The organism is Hwangdonia seohaensis (assembly GCF_031932625.1).
Lineage (GTDB): Bacteria > Bacteroidota > Bacteroidia > Flavobacteriales > Flavobacteriaceae > Hwangdonia > Hwangdonia seohaensis.
This window is the reverse complement of the sequence record NZ_JAVSCK010000001.1, coordinates 1,205,026-1,223,649: the sequence shown is the minus strand read 5'-3', so window position 1 is coordinate 1,223,649 and position 18,624 is coordinate 1,205,026. Positions and strand designations below refer to the sequence as shown.

Below are 18,624 nucleotides of genomic sequence, written 5' to 3'. Positions count from 1 at the left end.
AGTTTTCAAAGCACCATTGTCTTTTTGATACCAATTCACCAAATACGCTTAAAATTACATTTGGTATTACAAAAAGTTTTAACTTTACAAGCAATTATATTGTTGATATGTTCGGAAAAAAAAAGCCAAAACCACAAATTGATGCAGACCAATTAGAGCTTATTGAAAATGCTCAAAAACGCATTAAACAAAAAAAACGCTTATACGTCCACTTTGTTATCTTTTTAATTGGCGCGGTGTTTCTAATTGCTGCAAATACCGTTTTGGGCATTGGCAAAGATTTTACTTTGTTTGGCAAAGAATGGTTTTTATTTGCCATTTTATTGTGGCTTTTCTTTTTGCTCTATCATGTTTTTAACGTGTTTGTTACCCATAAATTTATGGGAAAAGATTGGGAGCGAAATCAATTGGAAAAATTGGTAACACTGCAACAAAATAGAATTGAAAAAATAAAAATCGAACTAAAAAAAGAAGCTCCTCATATTGCTGAAAGTGAGGTTTACAACGAATCTTTAAGCGTTAAAAATAAAAAATCTGAATTGACCATAATTGTCGCTGCCGCGGAAAATGACGCCATTGGAAAAGGCAATAAACTCATTTGGCATTTAAGCGACGATTTAAAACGCTTTAAAACCTTAACCAATGGGCATCATATAATTATGGGCCGCAAAACCTTTGAGAGTTTTCCAAAACCATTGCCTAACCGAACGCACGTGGTTATTTCTAGGCAACAAGACTACAAAGTTCCCAACGATGTTATTCTAGTAAATTCTTTGGAAACAGCTATTGATGCCGTAAAAAACGATACCCAACCTTTTGTAATTGGCGGTGGCGAAATCTACAAACAGGCCATGGCTTTAGCCGATAAAATTGAGTTAACACGTGTACACGAAAGTTTTGAAGCCGATACGTATTTCCCGAAAATTGATACATCGGTTTGGAAAGAAACCGCCAATACCTTTCATACAAAAGATGCAAACCACGAGCATGAGTTTTCGTTTTTAACGTATGAGAGAAGATAATCAAACTTGACTTTGTCAGAAAAAATAGATAAATTCGTTTGCCGTCAGATATAAGGCGTTAAATGGCATTAAATAACGACGCTTATCTGCTAGCCATTATGCCCAATTAGAGCAATGAACCTAAAAGAATCATTAAAGGTAACAAAACTAGACTTAACAAATCTTGTATTTATGCCTGGTAGTGGTAGCGGAAGTGAACACTCTAAATTTGAAATATCGCCTAAAGATTTTCTCAGATTCTCTAAATTAGATTTTCATTCCAATAACAGTCAAGGTCTAATCAATTCACTTACAAACGCTAAAAGAGCAATTGACTGTCAAATTGACGAAACACTTAGTGTTTTAGGGATTGATTTTCAGGACATTCCGAAACAAAGTGAAGAAATTGTTTCCTTAATGGAATTTAACATAGATTTACCTTATAAATTAAAACTAATACAAGCTTTAAATTTAGCACCTGCATACATTGTTGCAAAAGCTAGAACTCTTAGAAATAAATTAGAACACTACTATAATTTACCTTCAAAAGAAGAAGTTCAAGAATCAATAGATATTGCAGAACTTTTTATTCGTTCAATAGAAGGAAAAACCAAAATATTAGAGGATGAGTTTTACATTACGGATTCAAAAAACAGAACAGACCTTTGGGAATTTAACTCTGGTCTTTCTTTTGGATTTGACAAAATAAATAAGAGTTTTAGAATTATACCTACAAAGAAAAAAGTTCATTTAGATTCTTTTAAGGTTGACTATAAAAATGTTGAATATTATGGACTATTAAGACTAATGCTTTCTATAGATGACGATTTTGAGTGTTTGAAATCTTTACAGCTAATTATGAATTTAATAGAACACGAAATTCCGATAAATAAAATAAAAGTTGAATGTGAATAAAAAAAGGGCATAACACCGTATAAATTTATTGCTTGTTCTCGCCTGCTTACGAAAATCCTCGCGGATTTTCTATTCAGTTTATTTTTAAGTGCTTAAAACAGGTTACTAACCATACACAAACACGGTAAACGAACCTTCAATAATTTATTCCCATTACCTTTTTCTATTTTCCGTAATTTCGCAACATGGTAAAAGAAACCCAACTTCGTATTACACTTAAAGAAGAAGAACAACCCGATATTTTAGTATTTAAGTCCGCACTAAAACTCGATATCGATAAAAGTGATATTACGGGTGTAAAAATTCTTAGAAAATCGATTGACGCCCGTAAACCTAAAATCTTTTTCAATTATAAAGTTGCGGTTTATATTAAAGAGCCTGTACCAAAAAACTCAGAATACACCTTTAATTATAAAGACGTTTCTAAAGCCAAACCCATTCATATTATTGGGTTTGGTCCCGCTGGCATGTACGCCGCCTTGCGCTGTATAGAACTCGGTTTTAAACCCATTGTTTTAGAGCGCGGAAAAAATGTGCAAGACCGCCGCAGGGATTTAAAAGCCATAAATCAAGATCATTTTGTAAACGAAGATTCCAATTATTGTTTTGGCGAAGGTGGTGCAGGCACGTATAGCGATGGTAAATTATACACCCGAAGCTTAAAACGTGGCGATGTGCGTCGCATTTTTGAAAACCTCGTTTTTCATGGCGCAACCAACCAAATTTTAGTCGATGCGCATCCGCATATTGGTACCAACAAATTACCCAAAGTGGTCCAGAATATTCGGGAAACCATTTTAAACTATGGTGGCGAAATTCATTTTGAAACGCGTGTGGTCGATTTTACTATAAAAAACAACAAAATACAAGCCATACAATTGCAAAACGGTAACGAAATGATGGCTAATCGCGTTATTATGGCAACCGGCCATTCCGCTCGCGATATTTATTATTTACTTCATAAAAAGGAGATTGCCTTAAAAGCAAAATCGTTTGCTATGGGTGTTCGGGTCGAGCATCCGCAACATATTATCGATCGTATTCAATACCATTGTTCGGGTGAACGCCACGAGTTGCTTCCTGCGGCTTCATACGGATTGGTGCAGCAAGTAAACGAGCGCGGTGTCTATTCGTTTTGTATGTGCCCAGGCGGTTTTATAGTGCCTGCGGCCACCGCCAATGGCGAGGTTGTTGTTAATGGGATGTCGCCTTCAAAACGAAATAATCTGTATGCCAATTCGGGTATTGTTGTTGAAATAAATGCTGAACAAGATTTACGGAAATACGAGCAATTTGGGGTTTTGAAAGGATTGGAATATCAAAAGAATTTAGAGAAATTAGCTTTTACCGCCGGCGGAAGAAGTCAGGTTGCTCCGGCACAACGTTTAACCGATTTTGTTGAAGGTCGCTTGTCGAATACGTTGAATGACACATCGTATCAGCCCGGGCTTAACTCGGCACCTCTGCATTCTTTATTACCAAAATTAATTGGAAGCAGATTGCGAAAAGGCTTTGAAGCTTTCGGACAAAAAATGAAAGGCTATTACACCGAAGAAGCCAATATTGTTGGTGTGGAATCCCGAACCTCATCGCCCGTTAATATCCCAAGAAAAGACAATTTAGAGCACATAGAAATTGAAGGCTTATTTCCCTGTGGTGAAGGCGGCGGATATGCTGGTGGTATTGTTTCGGCGGCCATGGATGGTGAACGTTGTGCTGAAGCTGCAGTTGTTGGATTGTAACTTGGGTTCTGCGTTAGGGATTGAACGACATGTTTGAGCTCGCCGACGCAGGAGGAAGCGAGTAGTGAAAGCCCGACCCCTCTTGCCCTGAGCGGAGTCGAAGGGTTGGGGTAACGCCCAAATAATTATTTTTGTATGTTTTTCTAAAAGCAAAGTAACTCCTTTTGTTTAAAAGATTTATTCCTATTTTTGCAGCACTAAAAACTAACTAATATGAACGCATATATATTTCCAGGACAAGGTGCACAATTCTCAGGCATGGGTTTAGACCTTTATGAAAACTCACCGTTAGCGCAAGAGTTATTTGAACAAGCCAATGATATTTTAGGCTTTAACATTACCGACACCATATTTGAAGGTACTGCCGAAGCGCTTAAAGAAACCAAAGTAACCCAACCCGCCATATTTTTACACTCGGTAATTTTGGCTAAAACTTTAGGCGCTAGTTTTAAACCGGATATGGTTGCGGGGCATTCTTTAGGGGAATTTTCAGCATTGGTTGCCAACGGAACTTTAAATTTTGAAGACGGCCTAAGGTTAGTGTCGCAACGCGCTTTGGCCATGCAAAAAGCCTGTGAAATTCAACCCAGCACCATGGCTGCCGTTTTAGGTTTAGAAGACGATGTTGTTGAAAAAATCTGTGCTTCAACCGAAGGTATTGTTGTGGCGGCAAACTACAACTGCCCGGGGCAATTGGTAATTTCGGGTGAAGTTGAAGCTGTCAATAAAGCCTGTGAAGCTTTATTAGAAGCGGGTGCACGACGCGCTTTAGTATTGCCTGTTGGTGGTGCTTTCCATTCGCCTTTAATGGAACCGGCTCGCGAAGAACTGGCGGCGGCTATTGAAAACACGACTTTTAGCAAACCCAACTGCCCGATTTATCAAAACGTAACGGCGCATGCGGTTATTAATGAAAACGACATTAAAGCAAATTTAATATCCCAATTAACAGCACCTGTACGTTGGACACAATCTGTACAGCAAATGATAACCGACGGTGCCACTTTATTTACTGAAGTTGGTCCAGGTAAAGTTTTACAAGGTTTGGTAAAGAAAATTAATAGAGAAGCTGAGACCGCTTCTGCAACTTTTGAAAGTAATAGCTAAATGAAATTATCTCGACGCTCCATTTTTATATTTTCTGTAATCATTATCACTATTGCTCTTGATCAAATTTCAAAAATTTGGGTTAGAGCGCAAGTCGTTGCCGGTAGCCAATCTGAAATTATTGGCGATTATTTCACTTTGCACAATGTAGAGAACAAAGGTGCCTTTTTAGGCATGGGCAGCGAATTAAATGATACACTTAGAATCATTCTGTTACTAATTCTACCAATTGTTGTTTTGGCTTTGGTATTGCGTTATATTTTTAAAGAAAAAGCATTGGATAATTGGTCGCTTTTTGCTTTTGCAAGCATTATTGGTGGCGGTATTGCCAATGTTTACGACAGAATTGTTTACGGTTCTGTTACCGATTTTTGGCATATCGATTTAGGTGGTGTATTTAGAACCGGTATTTTTAATATGGCAGATTTATCGGTTACCACAGGTATGATTATTTTGGTGATAGTTACTTTTAGAAAAAAGAAAACCTCGTAATTTCACTTTTTAAATACTTCAAAATTTTATAAAAAAAGACTGTCTTTAAAAAGACAGTCTTTTAAATTAATCCCAATTCGTTTTAATATAAATTGATAAAAGTAATTACTTTATTGAGTTAGTTACCGGCTTAATTTGGTTTTAGTTCCAATGTAAATTGAATTCCTGCCAATCCACAACACGATGTTGCCGTATAGGTTAAATCAAGTGTAATTATTCCAGTGTCTGGGTCTAAGTTAGTTCCTGGACCTTGTGCAAAATCAACTTGCCCAGGAAAACTTAAAGACTTCTCTGTAACAGTTATTACGCCACAAACGTCGGTAAATTCTAAACCGATAGGGAAATCGGGTCCAAAGATATCTGCAGTTCCGTCACTCAAATTATAAGTTCCAGCTGCAGGCTGCGTAATTGTAACGGGCTGCGGACTTCTAAAATTACCAGCAATAGGAAGGTTTGACGATATAACGGTACTGATATAATTCCCTTCCAACATGGTAGGACAAGACACAGGATAACTTATTTTGATAGTGACTAATTTAGAATTGCTTAGTGTAGTTCCTGTATTATCAGTCCCATCGTTATTTAACAAACTTAAAACCCGACCATCTGGCATAGTAAACCGTGTAGAAATTGTTAAAACGTCTCCAAGTTGAAAATCATCAATGTTGTTTAATTCTGTAAAAGCAGCGTAAATATCATTGGTCGATAATGAGAAATCTCCCGGTAAAGTGACATTGCTAAATAAGGTGCTGTTATAAACAGGACCGGCTAACGTCGCGTAAGTTGCAATAATATCTGCCGATGCGGGCAGCCCTTGTGAAACAGAAGCATTAAAACTCATGTTTAAAGGCGTACCATTAAGCACCTTTGTTAAATCAAATATTTGATCGGCATTCGCATCTTTTGTAAAATTAGCTACTGCTCCTGCTTCTAAAACAAGTGCAGAATCTCCGCCATCTTTTTCACAAGAAAAACTAAAAAAAGTGGCTACAATTACAAGTAATAAAATTTTTATATGTTTCATTTTTATATGTTTTAATTGTCCCAAAACACTCTATAAGTCGCTATAGTTTTTTGTTCTGGAGCATTCTGATTAAGGTTTAACTCGTTTTCTGGCCAGAAAAATGTTCTATTATATGGGTTATTCAATGTGGTATCAGTATCTAGTAAAGGATATGCATCGCCATTGTCTAACTGATACTCGTTTGTGCCATTTGGATCTGCCAAAACAGGGTAGCCTGTTCTTCTGTAATCATTATATTGATCCATTTGGTCGCCATAAGTTGCCACCCATTTTTGGGTCATGATAATTTCCATTTGTTTTTCTGCGCTTGCTGCCGTAAATTCTGCTTCAATATTCGCAATAAAATCTGTAACGGCCGTTGAACCCGATAGCACTGGCACGGTTTGGGTTGTGCCTGTTCCTGCTACAACCTGATCTACCTTAGCAAAGCTTGCCGTTATGGCTTGAGTTAATTTTGCTGCAGCATCTCCAGTGATTAAACCTACATGCATAAGTTCAGCTTGGATATACAAAAACTCATCATAAGTTAATATTCTTCTTGGTGCCACTCCAGTTCCACTCGCAACGGTTCTTGCAAAACCTTGCCCGTCGTCATATCTTCCACCACATGGGAAAATACCCGGAAATGTAGCATCGTTGGCTACGGCACCATCTCGCCATGGGCCAACACTACCAAAACGTATGGTGAAAAATCCTGTAGAGGAATCCCAATAATCTGCTCGGGGATCGCCAGAAATAGGATCTGCTTGGTCTCTGGGAAATTGCCCAGGCTGCAATTGATTTGCCCAATAATAGGGTATTCTAGGGTCTTGGTTTCCTGTATGGATATTAGGATTCATTCCCATTAAAATCTCATAAAACCATGGGCTTACGTAATGATCTACCTGAGCACCGCCGTAAGCGGCTTGAAATAATTGGTTACGTTCGTCTTGTGGTGAAACCGTGGCTGTATGTATGAATTGAAAATCATCTGCATTTGATGCAAAGAAGTTATTTTCAGCCACCAATGCATCTAAAGCAGATTGACTAAACAATGGTGATGATGACAATCGGATTTGATTAAGTAATTTCAATTTAAACGTATTGGCAAACTTAATCCACTTACTTGTGGAACCGGCATAATAAAAGTCATCTGCCGCTGGAAGCAAACCACTGGGGTTATTCAAATTTACTTTGGCTTCATCAATTAAATTAAAAATATCTTGATATATAGTTTCTGAATCGTCAAAAACCGGACTCACAACGCCTTGTATTAACAATGTGGCCTCAGAATATGGGACATCGCCCCACAAATCGACCGCCACAGACATCATATACGCCTTAAGCAATTGCCCAATGCCTTTGTAAACCGTAGCGCCATCTGTCTCTGCTTGAGAGATTAATGTTTCCAAATCTGTTAATGCTAAATACACATTATTCCAATCGTTATTTAAAGGGATGTTATTGGCTTGGGTACCGTATTGATCTTGGCTGCTTCTTGAAACCCCCTGATGGGTTTGCGTCCCTAAGACTTCGCCACTAAAGTTGTTCCAATCGGCCAGTAATGCGGTTGTAATTTCTATATTGGGCAACAACTGATTCATTGGAGCAACAGTTGGGTTATCTGTATCTGTATCTACATCTAAATAGTTGTCACATCCAAAAAGCGATATAACGACGATAAATATTGGTAAAATATGATACCTTTTAAATTTTATATTTTTCATTTTTTTTTATTTAAAAAGTTAGGTTAATTTTAAATCCATAACGTTTAGACGTTGGCGCTGAAGAGTTTTCAATACCTTGAATTCTGCTCGAACCGAAAGATGTTATTTCTGGATCGTAATTGGTGTATCTTGGAACATTTGGTGCAAAATACCATAAGTTATTTCCAAAGGCACTTAAAGACATTTTACCGAAAGGTGTTTTTTCTAACCACTTTGATGGCACATCGTAGGTTAAATTTAATTCTCTTAAACGGTACACGGTACCGTCGTACACTGTTCCTTGATCGGTAGAATTTATGCCCCATGTATTGCTGGGTCCTCCACCCGTAAAATACAAGTCGTTTGTATCAAGCTGTGTTGTATTTGGGATTCGATTACCATTATTATCCAATGTATAATTTCCATTCACATCGCCGTAAAACCCTGGTATAATGTGAGTGCGTTCTCTATCTTCTGTATCTTTGGTAACCCCTCGTCCTAAAAGTGAGCCTATACTGACAGACTGAATATCGCCTCCTTCCCTCCAATCAAATTGAGCTCGGAAAGACCAGTTTTTATACTTAAACGTATTGATAAAGCCCATTTTAAAATCTGGTGTTGGATCGCCAATTATATCACTCACTGGGTCTTGGAATATCCATCCTGTAGATTGATCGATAATATAATTACCCTCATCATCCCTTTGGTGTTTGGTGCCAAAAAACACGCCGAACGGCTGCCCTTTAATAGCATAAGCTATCTGGTTTCCGTCTAGCCTAATTCTTTCAAGACCTTCAACCAACTCGGTAACCTCGTTGGTGTTTTTTGTGAATGTGGTAAATATGTCCCATTTAAAATTTTCGGTTTGAATAGGTACTAATGTTAAACCAATTTCTACACCGGTGTTAGTCATTTCTCCTATATTGGTATTAAATGATGTAAAACCACTGGACCTTGGAACAGAAACAGGTGAAATTAAATCGGTTGTGGTTTTTTTATACCAAGTAAAATCAATCGCAATGCGTCTTTTAAAAAACTCTAAATCCGCGCCAATTTCAATTTCATCTGTAAATTCCGGCGTAATGGATTGGTCTCCCAAACCTGTTCTATTTCCGATAACAGGAATGGATGCAAAAGGTATTCCTAAGGCAAATGTGGTGCTTAAAAATTCAGCACCTGCATCGTTACCAACCGATGCCCAACCGCCTCTAAGCTTTGCAAATGTTAGCACGTTGCTATTTAATTTGAAGGCCTCGGTAACAATTAAGGATAAACTTGCCGAAGAATAAAAGTAAGACCGATTATCTATTGGTAAGGAAGAAGACCAATCGTTTCTACCTGTTCCGTTTAAAAATAAAAAATCTTTGTAAGATAATGTTAGATCTGCAAATACGCCTACGTTACGTTTTCTTAAAAACCCAACACTGGTAGGCAGAAATAAACTGTTTTGATTCGAAACCGTTACTGTATTTGCCAATGTATATATTCCCGGTGAAATAAAAGTTGTTCCTAAATTCACATCTCGAGTAAATGAATTCTGATACGTATTAAATCCTGTAATAACCGATATGTCCAAATCATCTGTGAGCGTATAATCAAAATTCAATAGGAATGTAGATTCAATATCTTCGATAGTTGCAGAGTCTAAAGTAATTGTTCCTCCTGTTAAAGCTGAAGCTATGGATTGCGGATGTCTAATTTCCTTTCTATCCAAGTCATATTTATTGTAACCTACTTTAAACGATGCTGAAATATGATCGTCAATGGGTACGCCAATACTTAAATTCGTAACAACTCTATTTGTGTTTGTCGTTACCTGATCGTTCTCCCAAGACCATAACGGGTGATCCCAACCTGTGTTTGGAATTACAGACCCACCAGTGAGTGGATTGGTATAGGGAATGGACAAATCCCAAGTACGCCCTAACCACAATGTTCTTGCAAAAGAAGCCGAAGATCCAGCAAATTGATTATTACCAAAAAAGCCTCCTACTTGCTGGGTATCAGAATAACTTAAAGAACCTCCAACCGTAATATTGTTTGGAAGCTTAAAGTTTCCTCCAGCTGAAAAAGAAGTTCTGTCGTAAGTATTAAAAGGGATGTAACCTTGTTGTTCCAAATCGGACAATGTAACACTAAAACTACCGTTTTCGTTTCTTGAAGATGCTGTAATTGAATTATCTAAAACAATACCTGTTTTAAACAAATCCTTAACATTGTTTGGCTGTGCCACATAAGGCAGTGTTTCAATTAAACCGGGACCATACACATCCGGGAAAGCGGTTACCCAACTATTCCACACGGGAATGGTTTCCAAAGTATCAAAAGCTGGACCCCATGAGCCATTGGAGCCTGCATTAAAATTAAACTGTGTACCCTGCCCGTATTTATTTTGGTACTCCGGTAGGTTGGCTATTTCTTCAAAATAAGTACCACTACTTACATTGATACTTAGCTTATTATTAGTACTTCCCGATTTAGAAGCTCCAGATTTGGTAGTAATAACAATAACGCCATTGGTTGCTCTTGAACCATATAAGGCTGCCGCCGCTGCACTTTTTAATACTGATACAGATTCAATACTATTGGGGTCTAAACTAGAAATACCAGACTCGTAAGCACCACCGCCCGTAGTTTGGCTAGATGTTGTTACCTGAGAATTGTCATAAGCAATACCATCTACAATAAATAAAGGCTGACTTGCACCCCCTATAGTCGTTTGCCCTCGAATACTTATTTGGTTTGAAGCTCCGGCAACACCATTAGAAAAATTAACATTTACACCTGCAACTTTCCCAGATAACGAGCGCAATAAATCGGGTTCTGAGTTTTCAAGAATTTCTTCTGATTCAACCTGACTTACCGAGTAACCTAAATCCTTGGCATTACGTTTAATACCAAAAGCAGTAACTACAACTTCTTCCAGGGATGTGGCATCATCAACAAGCTGCACATTAATGGTACTTGATTCTCCTACAACTACCTCTTTAGCCGTATAGCCAATAAAACTAATTACAAGTGTAGCACCTTGGTTAACTTTAATTGAATAATTACCATCAAAATCAGAAGAGGTGCCTGATGTCGTTCCTTTAATTAAAACAGTTGCCCCTGGAAGCGGTAAACCAGAACTATCTGATATGGTACCAGACACTGTTTTTTCTTGTGCAAAAGATAATTGCACAACAAACGCCAGTAATAGCGTTAGTAATCCACTAAACTTTTTTTTCATTTGTTTATATTTTATGAGTTAGTCTGTGCAGATTGTAGAAAAGGAAGACAGCAAAGAAATTTTTTAAAAGACTAATTCAAAAAAATCATACTCTACGAAATGAAATCAAAGTTTAGAGAAACCCCGAATTTTTTTATTAAAGCAAAGCTCTAAAACTGCCTTACCTTTTACAATTGCAATAGTAAAAGAAGTAGTTTAATTGGCTTTTTAAGGCAAGTTTGATTTGAAGTATGCACAAAATGATTTAAGCTACTTATTTAGTAGGCTAAGCGGATTAACACTTTGTTAACGCAGACTTACCAAATATATATTAACTTAGATACGCCAATAAAAACGCGTAATTACAGCTAAATTGAATCATTTTAATAACAAAAAGCTTGGTAAATGCCATTGAGGTAAAATTATAATAAATTGATTTAAAATGCCTGTTTTTTGCATTGTATGAATTTCAAGTTGATTTGAATGCCCGTTTTTATGCTGTAAAAAGATTTGCAGCAACTTAAAAAGTTGATTTTTTATACTAGTTTCGAATACTTAATTAATAATTTAATAATGATTGCTCCAATTAAGGCCATAATAATAGATGATGAATTCTTAGCTAGAAAAAGGGTTTCTAATTTATTGAATGATATTAAAGACATTGAATTAATTGAAGAATGCAGCTCTGGAAAAGAGGCCATAAAAGCAATACACGACAAAAAACCTGATCTTATTTTTTTGGATATTCAGATAACCGACATGACGGGTTTTGACATCCTTAAACAGATTGACGAATCCGCAATGCCTCTAATAATTTTTATAACCGCTTTTGATGAATTTGCCTTAAAGGCTTTCGATTTTTTTGCCTTTGATTATTTATTGAAACCTTTTAAGGACGAACGTTTTTTTCAATCCACCAATAAAGTGATTGATATGTTTTCTTCAAACAAATCAGACGGGTTAAACAAAAAAATAAACAACTTACTACAGTATATTGAAAACCCCAATACCGATTTTTTTGAAACTAAAAACTCTAAACTAGCTATTAAAGCTAATGGTAAAATATCGTTTATCGAAAAAAATGACATAAAATACATTCAAGCCTCTGGTTATTATGCAGAGATTTTTACCGAACAAAAAAAATATCTTTTACGAGAACCCTTAAGCTCGTTGCTACATCAATTAAAATCATTCAAATTTACTAGAATTCACAGGTCAACCATTATTAACACCTCGTTAATCAAAGAGGTTTTATACTCCAATTACGGTGAGATTGATGTGAAAATGCAGGACGAAAAACTCTTTAGAATAAGTAAATCTTACAAAAAGGAGTTTCAGAAAAAAATGGGGTTTTAATTAATTCGAGAACATTCTTTATGATAAAAAAATTAAAAAAGTATTTAGACTTTAAACTTATAGCCATTCTATCGTTTGTCTATTTGCTATTTGTTATTATTTATTCTTCAAAAAACGCCTATTTACGAATCTTAATCAAAAGAAAAACAGATTGGGGAGAATTTGTTTTTAACAATGTTTTAGACTGGTGCCTAATTATAATCTTTATGGTTTTTATAGCCATTACCACAAAGTATTTAATGAGTAAAAAAACAAAGCTCATTTTAATTGCTTTTATACATCTATTTTTTTCGTTTTTTATAGGCGCATTTACCATTGGTATTTCGTGGTGCATTGATATGCTCAGAAACCCTTCGGATGAAGTTAACTTTTCTTTTGAAGAGCTTTGTATAACTTTTATAAGACTGGTGGATTTACATTTTTTAATCTACATATCCTTAGTGGCGCTAATCTATATGTATTACTATTTGAAAAAAGTTGAAGAAAGCAAAATACAAACCATAAAGCTTCAAGAGCAACTTTCAAAATCGCATTTAAAATTTCTTCAATCTCAAATGCATCCGCATTTTCTATTCAACACGTTAAACGGGATTCATTCCTTAATGGATATAAATATTGAAAAGTCTAAAACCATGGTTGTCGATTTAAGTGATCTTTTAAGAAATGTATTGGATAAAAAAGATGAGAATTTAATTGAACTGCAAGAAGAACTGAAAATACTTAAAAAATACATCCACATTAAAAAAACGCGCTTTTCGGACCAACTTAATATTCATCTCAATATCGAAGCGGGTTTGGAAAATGTTTTGGTGCCCAACATGCTCATTCAGCCCATTGTCGAGAATTCCACCAAACACGGTTACGGCACGGAATTTATTTCATTGGAAATTATAATCGATATTTATAAAAAAAACGAAAAGCTTATTGTTAAAGTTCAAAATGATGGAAAAGCGTTAAAAGAGAAACTTCCCGCTTTGCTAAAAAAAGGTACGGGACTTAAAAACATTAAAGAACGATTGGCCTCCTTATATGGCAACAATTATAAGTTCAAAATTTATAACGAATCTGGTAAAGTGGTTACCAAGGTAAGCTTCCCTATAAAATTATCGATATCTAAAATTGAAAAAGAATTTTAACCCTTTCTAACTTTTTGCTCCCATTTCCAAGCAGATCGCATGGCATCATCAAGGGTTAATTCTGTTTTCCAACCTAACTGGTTATTAGCCTTGGTGGTATCGGCATAGGCCGAAATAATATCGCCTTCTCGTCTGCCAACAATTTTATAATTTAGCTTTTCTCCCGAAACTTTTTCGAAGGCTTTAACAACTTCCAAAACAGAGCTGCCTTTTCCGGTTCCTAAATTAAAGGTTTCGTAATTCGCTTTGTTTTTATTTTGCAATAAGCGATTAAGCGCCACAACATGTGCTTTGGCTAAATCTACTACATGAATGTAATCGCGAATACACGTCCCGTCTGGCGTTGGATAATCGTCACCAAAAACGGATAACTGCTCGCGAATACCAATAGCTGTTTGGGTAATAAATGGCACCAAATTTTGTGGTACGCCTATGGGCAATTCCCCTATTTTTGCCGATTCGTGCGAACCAACCGGATTAAAATAGCGTAATGCAATCGCTTTTAAGCTTGGGGTTACTTTACAGGTATCGCTTATAATTTCCTCTCCTATTTGTTTGGTGTTACCGTATGGCGATTCCGCTTGTTTTACTGGCGCATTTTCGGTTATTGGCAATTCATCGGCTTGACCGTAAACCGTACAAGAAGAACTGAAAATAAATGACGCCGACGGTAATTTTTTCAACTCTTTTAAAATATACACCAGCGTAGAAATGTTGTTTTCGTAATACAACAATGGTTCTTGCACACTTTCGCCAACCGCTTTACTTGCCGCAAAATGAATCACCCCTTTTATGTCGTTATGCTTTGCAAAGAAGTGTTCTACTTTCGGTCTATCCTTTAAATCCAGTTTTTCAAAAATTGGAGTTTTTCCCGTAATAGCGGAAATACCATCTAAAACATTTTCAGAAGAATTCGACAAATCATCAATAATAACAACCTCGTAGCCTTCGTTTTGTAATTCTACAACCGTATGCGAGCCAATAAAACCTAAACCGCCTGTAACTAATATTTTATCCATTTATAAAATTTATAAGAGTTGATGTGATATATTCGATTTGTTCGTCATCCAATTCCGTGTGCATGGGTAACGAAATAACATCTTTAACCAATTGATTGGTAACAGTAAAATCTGCTTCGTTATAACGCGTATCAGCATAAGCCTTTTGCCTGTGAAGCGGAATTGGATAATACACTCCACACGGTATGTCGTGTGCGTTTAAGTGCTTTACCAAAGCATCTCTATCTACACCTTTTACCTTTAAGGTGTATTGATGGAACACGTGATTATCATCACTCCCCGTTCTAAAAGGAATTTCAACGTTATTTATATTTTTAAATGCCGCATCGTATTTGTTGGCGGCCTCTCTTCGTCTATCGCAATAATCATCTAAATACGGTAATTTTGCATCTAAAACAGCCGCTTGAATACTATCTAATCTGGAATTCACTCCAACAACATCGTGATGGTAACGCTCGTACATCCCGTGATTTACAATACCTCTAATCGTGTGCGCTAAATCATCATCGTTTGTAAAAATGGCACCACCATCGCCATAACAACCTAGGTTTTTTGATGGAAAAAACGACGTAGAGCCCACGTGGGCAATAGTTCCGGCTTTGGCTTTTGTACCGTCTTTATAGGTATATGTCGCGCCAATGGCTTGCGCATTATCTTCAATAACAAATAAATTATGTGTTTTTGCAATGTCCATGATAGCTTCCATATCAGCACACTGCCCAAACAAATGCACAGGAACTATGGCCTTTGTTTTTGGTGTGATGGCTTTTTTAATGGCTTCAATATTTATATTGAAATCATCCGGATTAACATCTACTAAAACCGGGGTTAAATTTAGCAAGGCGATAACCTCTACAGTCGCTGCAAAAGTAAAGTCGGCCGTAATAACCTCATCACCTGGCTTTAAGCCTAATCCCATCATGGTAATTTGCAACGCATCGGTACCATTGGCACAGGGAATAACATGTTTTACATTGAGATACTGCTCTAAATTCTTTTGAAACTCATGAACTTTATACCCGTTTATAAATGAGGCGGTGTCAATAACCTCCTGAATTGCTGGGTTTACAACATCTTTTATTTGACTGTACTGACCTTTAAGGTCTACCATTTGAATTTTCTTCATCTAAAAATTTTTATGGTTCATTTATGCTAAGAAAACAGATGAACATTATTTTAATGAATACGCTTTTAACAGCTTTAATGTAGCGAAATTACAAAATTCATAAGCGTTAACCAACGTATTTATTTTAAAGAAATGTATTTTAGCATTAAAGAAATAAAATTGAGTTTAATTTATAATTTAGGAATTTATCTGGCCCAATTAGGCTTAAAATGTGTTGCGCCATTTAACAAAAAAATTGCCTTAGGCGTTAAAGGACGCTCTGAAACCTTTAATACTTTAAAAAACAACCTTAACAAAACCGACAAAACGCTTTGGTTCCATTGTGCCTCTTTGGGCGAATACGAACAAGGTCTTCCTGTTTTTAAAGCCTTACGCGAGCATTACAAAACACATAAAATCGTGCTCACTTTTTTTTCGCCTTCAGGGTACCAAATTCGTAAAAATTCACCCATTGCCGATGTGGTTGTTTATCTGCCAATAGACACAAAAAAGAATGCCAAATCCTTTTTAAATATGGTAAACCCCGAACTTACCATTTTTGTTAAATATGATATTTGGCCCAATTTTTTAAATGAATTAAAACAACGGCAATTATCCACTATTTTAATTTCGGCCGCATTTAGGGAAAATCAATCGTTTTTTAAATTTTACGGCAAAACACTGCGGGATGCTTTATTTACTTTCGAACATATTTTTACTCAAAACAGAGCTTCAAAAACATTGTTGGAGTCCATAAACTACAATCGTGTTACCGTTTCTGGCGACACCCGTTTCGATCGTGTTTACAGTCAATTAAACCAAAACAATCAGTTAGATTTTATCGAAGATTTTAAGGACAACAACTTATGCGTTGTAGCTGGAAGCACTTGGTTACCGGACGAAAATTTATTTGTAGATTACATTAATAATGAAACCGCAAAGGGGGTAAAATTTATATTGGCGCCTCATAATATTAATAATGCCCAAATAAAAAACTTAAAAGAAAAATTACATACCGAAACCGTTTTATTTAGCGAAAAAAATGAAAAGGACTTCTCGCAAGCACAGGTGTTTATTATTGACACCATAGGTTTATTAACTAAAATATACTATTACGCCGATATAGCTTACGTTGGTGGCGCCATGGGAAACACGGGCTTGCACAACACTTTAGAGCCTGCGGTTTTTGGTGTTCCTATTATTATTGGGAATAATCACGTTAAATTTCCTGAGGCTAAATCTATGATTGATATTGGCGGGATGTTTTCTATTTCCAATCAAAAAGAATTCAATACCGTATTAAATGAACTTGTTAAAAACGAGGTCAAAAGATTGGATTCGGGTAGTAAGAATTTAGAATACATTAAAAAAAACAAAGGCGCTGTCATCCAAATCCTCGATTATCTGCGTATATAGAATGATTTTAATATCAAATGTTAAAAAATTAACACAATCTTAATAGGTTTTAACAATAAGTTATTAAATTCGTAATCTAGATTTTAAAAATTAACACTAAAACAAAAACCAATGAAAAAATTATTTTTGAGCACTGCTTTATTGCTAGTATTAGGCTTATCATTTACATCTTGTAGAGACACCAAAAAGGCTGAAGATTCAATAGAAGAGGCTGTAGAAGCTACAGAAGAAGCTGTAGAAGAAGCTGCTGATGCCATTGAAGACGCTGTTGATGATGCAGGTGATGCTATAGAAGAAGCCGGTGATGATGCTGGTGAAGCAATAGATGAGGCTGCAGACGCTGCTGGCGAAGCTGTAGACAAGGCTGCTGAAAGTGCAACACAAAAAGTAAAAGAAGCTACCGGCGGAAATTAAAAAACGTCTAAAGTTTAAAGAACCACCTTTTAGGTGGTTTTTTTATGCTTAAAAGTTAAATATATTGTGACTTTCAAAACAAGTTGACGGCTTTTTGTTGTGTACACAGCTTTCTTACTTTTCCGTATTCATTTCCTCACTGCTTTAATAATAGCCAAAGCATTTTTTAAATCTTGCTCTAGTTTTTTATAATCCTTGTTGGTTATAATATCCTTAGAAATCAATTGGAAACCGAAATAAAAAACTTTAAGTGCGGTTATTATCTTGACAAGTATTTATCAAGGTTTTAACCCTTTGAACTTTTACTTCTTAAAAATTCCACATCTGACAATAATTGATTTGCTAGCATTTCTGCCGCCTCTAGAGTTAGATTTACACGTTTACTACCTATTTTAGTACAAATACTTTTGCCACTTGGAGAAAAAACCTCTATTGTTTTCTCAAAAGTTGTTGTCTCACTAATTTTACCTTTAATAATTGTCTTTTTTAACATAATAATTTGCTTTTCTTGATTATCGCCATAAATATAATACAATAATAACACTGCCCTATGATGCTATAGGATTTGAATGTGACAACGGCATTACTGTAATTGATAATATTACTTAAAAAAATCAAAAATTGATTTTTAGTGATTTCTACCAATTTTTCAAAAGCAAAATAATGATTGTCCTAGGAAAGCTAAAACTCTAAAAAACACTTTTATTGACGAGGTTGGCTAAATGTTGCCTAATTAAAAAAAGAAAACCGCAAACAATTGAATAGCAATCGTTTACGGTTCTTCTGAGTACTGAAGACGGGACTTGAACCCGTACGTCCTAATGGACATTGGATTTTAAGTCCAACGTGTCTACCAATTCCACCACTTCAGCAACTTTGGTATGTTTTAATAAAGTTTTCAGAGCGAAAGACGGGATTTGAACCCGCGACCCCCACCTTGGCAAGGTGATGCTCTACCCCTGAGCTACTTTCGCAGTAATTATAATTAACGAGCAATATCGCTA

Annotated in this window: 15 protein-coding genes and 2 tRNA genes; 9 read left to right on the top strand and 8 right to left on the bottom strand. The window is 36.1% G+C overall.

Annotated features, from left to right (window positions below; all coding sequences use genetic code 11):
• The first annotated feature begins 107 nt into the window (after positions 1–107).
• The 5 genes from RNZ47_RS05275 (at position 108) to lspA (ending at position 5,257) form a co-directional block, all read left to right on the top strand.
• Entirely contained in the window at positions 108–1,022 is a 915-nt protein-coding gene (locus RNZ47_RS05275; RefSeq protein WP_311937425.1) for a dihydrofolate reductase, read from the top strand.
• A 114-nt stretch (positions 1,023–1,136) separates the two neighbouring features.
• Positions 1,137–1,916: a hypothetical protein gene (locus RNZ47_RS05270; protein ID WP_311937423.1), complete on the top strand. Its 780-nt coding sequence runs from the start codon at positions 1,137–1,139 to the stop codon at positions 1,914–1,916.
• 185 nt (positions 1,917–2,101) lie between these two features.
• The gene (locus RNZ47_RS05265) at positions 2,102–3,658 is read left to right on the top strand and encodes an NAD(P)/FAD-dependent oxidoreductase (RefSeq protein WP_311937421.1); all 1,557 of its coding nucleotides are present in this window, start codon (positions 2,102–2,104) and stop codon (positions 3,656–3,658) included.
• Positions 3,659–3,871: 213 nt separating this feature from the next.
• Positions 3,872–4,765, top strand: coding sequence for an ACP S-malonyltransferase (gene fabD / locus RNZ47_RS05260; protein ID WP_311937418.1), 894 nt, complete (start codon positions 3,872–3,874; stop codon positions 4,763–4,765).
• The gene (gene lspA, locus RNZ47_RS05255) at positions 4,766–5,257 is read left to right on the top strand and encodes a signal peptidase II (RefSeq protein ID WP_311937415.1); all 492 of its coding nucleotides are present in this window, start codon (positions 4,766–4,768) and stop codon (positions 5,255–5,257) included. It abuts the gene before it with no gap.
• Positions 5,258–5,387: 130 nt separating this feature from the next.
• Here lspA and RNZ47_RS05250 read toward each other — a convergent pair whose 3' ends face one another.
• Genes RNZ47_RS05250 through RNZ47_RS05240 form a run of 3 tightly spaced genes read right to left on the bottom strand, consistent with a single transcriptional unit; the run spans position 5,388 to position 11,195 of the window.
• Entirely contained in the window at positions 5,388–6,281 is an 894-nt protein-coding gene (locus RNZ47_RS05250; RefSeq protein WP_311937413.1) for a hypothetical protein, read from the bottom strand.
• Positions 6,282–6,292: 11 nt separating this feature from the next.
• Positions 6,293–7,987, bottom strand: coding sequence for a SusD/RagB family nutrient-binding outer membrane lipoprotein (locus tag RNZ47_RS05245; RefSeq protein WP_311937411.1), 1,695 nt, complete (start codon positions 7,985–7,987; stop codon positions 6,293–6,295).
• Positions 7,988–7,997: 10 nt separating this feature from the next.
• Entirely contained in the window at positions 7,998–11,195 is a 3,198-nt protein-coding gene (locus RNZ47_RS05240) for a SusC/RagA family TonB-linked outer membrane protein (RefSeq protein ID WP_311937408.1), read from the bottom strand.
• 552 nt (positions 11,196–11,747) lie between these two features.
• Here RNZ47_RS05240 and RNZ47_RS05235 point away from each other — a divergent pair.
• Complete coding sequence (locus tag RNZ47_RS05235; RefSeq protein ID WP_311937406.1) at positions 11,748–12,530, top strand: LytR/AlgR family response regulator transcription factor; 783 nt, start codon at positions 11,748–11,750, stop codon at positions 12,528–12,530.
• Between the two features lie 20 nt (positions 12,531–12,550).
• Entirely contained in the window at positions 12,551–13,666 is a 1,116-nt protein-coding gene (locus RNZ47_RS05230) for a sensor histidine kinase (RefSeq protein WP_311937403.1), read from the top strand.
• Here the strand turns inward: RNZ47_RS05230 and galE are convergent.
• Both galE and RNZ47_RS05220 read right to left on the bottom strand, forming a co-directional pair.
• Complete coding sequence (galE, locus tag RNZ47_RS05225; protein ID WP_311937401.1) at positions 13,663–14,685, bottom strand: UDP-glucose 4-epimerase GalE; 1,023 nt, start codon at positions 14,683–14,685, stop codon at positions 13,663–13,665. The genes RNZ47_RS05230 and galE overlap by 4 nt on opposite strands.
• Positions 14,678–15,811 carry a DegT/DnrJ/EryC1/StrS family aminotransferase gene (locus RNZ47_RS05220; protein WP_311937399.1) on the bottom strand — a complete coding sequence of 378 codons (1,134 nt, stop codon included), beginning with the start codon at positions 15,809–15,811 and terminating at the stop codon, positions 14,678–14,680. Before RNZ47_RS05220 ends, galE begins: the two co-directional genes overlap by 8 nt.
• 159 nt (positions 15,812–15,970) lie before the next feature.
• Between RNZ47_RS05220 and RNZ47_RS05215 the strand changes: the two genes are divergently transcribed.
• Entirely contained in the window at positions 15,971–17,206 is a 1,236-nt protein-coding gene (locus RNZ47_RS05215) for a 3-deoxy-D-manno-octulosonic acid transferase (protein WP_311937397.1), read from the top strand.
• A gap of 126 nt (positions 17,207–17,332) precedes the next feature.
• Positions 17,333–17,620 carry a hypothetical protein gene (locus RNZ47_RS05210; RefSeq protein ID WP_311937396.1) on the top strand — a complete coding sequence of 96 codons (288 nt, stop codon included), beginning with the start codon at positions 17,333–17,335 and terminating at the stop codon, positions 17,618–17,620.
• Between the two features lie 286 nt (positions 17,621–17,906).
• Here RNZ47_RS05210 and RNZ47_RS05205 read toward each other — a convergent pair whose 3' ends face one another.
• The 3 genes from RNZ47_RS05205 to RNZ47_RS05195 form a co-directional block, all read right to left on the bottom strand.
• Positions 17,907–18,113, bottom strand: a complete 207-nt coding sequence (locus tag RNZ47_RS05205) for a hypothetical protein (RefSeq protein ID WP_311937394.1) — start codon at positions 18,111–18,113, stop codon at positions 17,907–17,909.
• Between the two features lie 295 nt (positions 18,114–18,408).
• Positions 18,409–18,492 (bottom strand) — tRNA-Leu (locus RNZ47_RS05200).
• Between the two features lie 30 nt (positions 18,493–18,522).
• A tRNA-Gly gene (locus tag RNZ47_RS05195) sits at positions 18,523–18,594 on the bottom strand.
• Positions 18,595–18,624: the final 30 nt, after the last annotated feature.